This window comes from Deltaproteobacteria bacterium (genome assembly GCA_005879535.1).
Lineage (GTDB): Bacteria > Myxococcota > Myxococcia > Myxococcales > 40CM-4-68-19 > 40CM-4-68-19.
Genome location: VBKI01000051.1, coordinates 1 through 3,773 on the forward strand (window position 1 = coordinate 1; position 3,773 = coordinate 3,773).

The following is a 3,773-nucleotide window of genomic DNA, read 5'->3' on the forward strand; positions in this document are numbered from 1 at the left end:
CTCGGTGCTGACACGCATCGAAATCTCCATCGACCACGCGCCTTCTCTTGGCGGATTCTCGACGCGCAATGGATCGCTCTCCGCCAGCGGTTTCCCGAGAGCCGATTCGGTCCACGAGTGAAGGCGGTAGCGGAATGTGCCTGTCTCTTGCTTATTGTCGGCCTTGAACTTGAAGCTGCCAAACAGCCTTGTCGTGGGACCGGGAATGTACATGGAGATGCGGCTGAGATCGGTCTGCGGCTCGCTACCTGCGATCCCAGGCATCGGACCTTGCAGATACTGAAACAACGGTGAAGGGCGAGTTGGGAACGATACCCGACGGAGGAGCCGATCTATCTTGTCCAAGAACTCGTCCGCGCTGTTGCTGGCCGTCTGCTCTCGGCGCGTCTTGATCTCTTCGCGCAGGAGTTCCTGCACGTCTCTCGCACCCTGGGCCTTCGGGAACATCTCGACCAAGTTCACGGCGTCCACATGTGACGCGCGTGGCTTCTTCCCCGAGATCAGGTATAGGGCGCTCTTGGCGAGCATGTGGACCTCGGCTGCGGCATCATAGTTCTCCGGGAACCCTACGCACCAATCGGGAATCCAGTCTCGACTCCAAAGTTGCTGGCTCTCGGGCGTGTGCTCTGTGTCGTCGGCATCGAGCACGATCCCGAGGTCACCGAGCACCCACCTTCCATCGTCAGCGAGGAACATATTGTTCGGCTTGATATCGCGGTGGAAGTAGCCCTTCTTGTTCAGCAGAGCCACCGCCTCCACCATTCCGCGCAGGTGCCGGAGGACCTCGACAGGTTTGCCGTGGTAGCTCGACCGGTGCTGTTCGAGCGTTCCTCTCGGAAAGTACTCCATTACGAACCATGCCGGCACGTCACTCTTGTCGCTCGCGAGAAGCCGAACCAAATGGAGGTGCGGGCACTCCTCCATCGCCTGGATCTCGGCCTTGATCCTCGGGCTCCTCAGCCGTGGGATCTTGATCGCGGCGAGCACGTCGCGGCCTGATACAAAGCGCTCCGCGATAACCTGCGCGAGCGATTCACCCCAAGTTGTCGGAACAGCCGCGTACGCGCTGTGAAGCGCATCGAGATCAGATGCGCGCATGGCGAGCAGCACGTCGGCACCACCACCTCCTCCAACGTACTGGTTCGTTACGAACCAGCGAGCCTGCTCGGCAGCACCACGAACGTCTGCGAACTTCTCCGCTTCCGCTTTCGTCAGAGACCGCGTCATGGCGGCATGTTGCCGGAGATTCGCGCGAGCTTCGAGACATTAGTGATGGTGAACCGGGGCAGAACTGTCCCGCTCACGCGTCGCGGGGGCGAATTTCGCATGTCGATTGGGGCTGCTGCCGGCGGTCGGGGTCAGAAACCCATTCCGGGTATGTTGGGCTCACGTGGCCGAGGAAGGATGCCGGCGTGCTGGCGGGCCTGACGCTCATCGGCGTCGCACCGTCGTCCTGCTGGCGGACTCCTCGCGCGTTACGCGTTGTGCGAAGGAGCCGGTCGGCACGCCGAGCTTGCCCGAGGATTGCCCGGGACTGGACGGTCGCTGAGTGCGCTCCTCGTCGCTCGCTGTGGCAACCCTGGGGCTTAGGCGAGCAAGTAATTGCATATGCACCAAAGATTCGGTTCTAGCGCCGCACAAGCGGTGGGTCAGTTGGTGGGTGAGTTTCGAGGACGATCCAGCGTCGCCAAGCTCTTCTGAGCCCTCGCGTCATAGAGTGAAGTGAGCGTCCCGTAAGCAATGGCGTTGCGGAGGTCGCCGGTTCGATCCCGGCATGCTCCACCAACCCAGTGCAGAAGGAATCGGCGGGATCTGGCGCGCCTCATTCGGCGAGCTGGTCGTCTCGACCCGAGGATGGCCGCATCTCGCGCATCACGCTGATGTTTACGTCGATGGAGGCGTCGCTCGGGCGCACCGACCTCGCTACGGCGGCACGACCGAGGACGAGCACGGGCGCCGCATTTCGCTCGAGAAGTTCATCGCCGCCTGCGATTCCTGCTCGCGAAGGAGTGCCGCCTGGACCCGCGCACCTTCGCGGCGCGCAGGTGGGCTGGGCCATCGAGGGGAAGCCGCGCCGGTACGGGCTGTCGACTGCGCGTTGCCGCTAGCGGCTCCGGCCGCGAATGCGGCCGGGCTGCCGCTACCGACGCGGAGCTGACCCTGGCCGTCTGCAGCTACGCAGACGGCCTTCGTCGGGCGGCGGACGGCGCGGCCGCTATGGGGTAAAGCCGTGATCGAGCATGAGCTTTTCGGGCGCACAGCCGCGCGACCCGCCGCCGGGAAGGTTCTGCGGGCAGGTTACGTCGGGTATGAAGCTCGCCGGCACTTCGAACAGCGGGCCGGTCCCGTCGGTCGCGGGGCAGGACACCAACGTGCATGGATCGAGGACGTCGGCACCGTCGGACTTGAAGAACCTCGCGAGATGCTCCTGCGCGGCCAGCGCTACGTTTTGCATGATCGGAGAGACCTGATCCGTGCGGATGATGAACGGGTGCGGGTTCTTGAACAACAGCTTCGACGGAAACCGGTCGTGCCGGTACATCGTCACTCGGTCGGCGAACAGGCCCGCCCGGATCAGCTCTGCCGTGTGCGGATTGACGGCATTCTGATCGCCGCGCGATTCGAAAATAATGAACGGCCGGGCCCGGACTCCGGGAAGCGGCGCGAGGCGCAGGTACGGTGCGAATGCGCCTGGCGCGTTGCTGTTCCACAGCCAGTCCGCTCGTTCCTCGACCTGCTGCATCGGGAGCGCGCCGGCGATCTCGTTCACGAGCGGGGGAGCGCCCGGGACGGGTGGATTCTCGTTGTAGAGTATGGGACCGACCGCGACTCCGCCGAGGCTCGTGACGAGCGGCGTTCCTGGGGGATTGAGCATCTGGCGATTCTGGAAATAGGGCCCGAACGTTCCGCGGTTCGGCGGGCTCATCCAGAGACCAGGCCAAGGGCTCACTCCGGTGAACACCGCTGCCCTGACGCGCGGTTCGACGGCGAACAACGGGATGCCGACCAGCGCGCCGTTGGAAGAACCCGCGTAGTAGATGCGCGACGCGTCGACGTCTGGCGTTCCGTTCCCGTCGATATCGATGCCCGCTTCGATCACGCGGACGAGCTGCATGTAATCGATGGTGGACTGCAGGATCGATTGCGAGGCGAGCAGGAGCCCCTTCGGCGGGCCCGCCTGGGCGCCTTCGGCGTTCGCGATGGTGCCGTTACCATCCACGTCGGTCGAGCGGCCCCAAGCCTGGCAATCCTGAGGGCTGTCGTCACAGGGGCGGGGAAGGAGATCGGCGGCGGGGACCGTCATCGTGTTTACCGTGATCGTACTTCGAGGGCCGAAACCGAACCCCACCGCGTTGATGGCGATGGCCGCGAGCCCGTGCGACGCCAGCTTGGCGGCTTGATTGAATGGCCCGCCTAGCATCGTGTCCGGGCTGCCCTGCGCGACGATCACGATGGGCCATCCGCCGGCGGGCTGCGTGCCCTGAGGGACGAACAGCGTGAAGAAAAGCGTGACGAACCTCTGCACCTTCGGCACGCCCGAGAACGTCGCGAGCGGGGGCCTGAAGCGGTTGTTGCGGTAGTCGCGCGAGACGAAGCTGCCGAATGCAATCTGCCGCACCCACGAGGTCGCCCCTTGCAGTGGCGGCACGATCTTCAGCGTGTTCAGCCCGGGGATGTTGGGAGCATTGGCGGCCGGCGGGGCCGGAGGTTGCAACGCGTTCGTTTGCGGATTGGAAATCAGTTTCGTAATCGTGTTGACGTCGAACACCGCC

General features: G+C 64.3%; 2 protein-coding genes. Both read right to left on the reverse strand.

Annotated features, from left to right (window positions below; translation table 11 throughout):
- Window positions 1-1,227, reverse strand: a 1,227-nt coding sequence (locus E6J58_06320) for a protein kinase family protein (GenBank protein ID TMB39825.1), incomplete at its 3' end; no start/stop codon positions are given.
- Between the two features lie 988 nt (window positions 1,228-2,215).
- On the reverse strand, window positions 2,216-3,715 hold the full coding sequence (locus E6J58_06325) for a hypothetical protein (GenBank protein ID TMB39826.1): 1,500 nt from the start codon (window positions 3,713-3,715) through the stop codon (window positions 2,216-2,218).
- Between the last annotated feature and the right edge of the window lie 58 nt (window positions 3,716-3,773).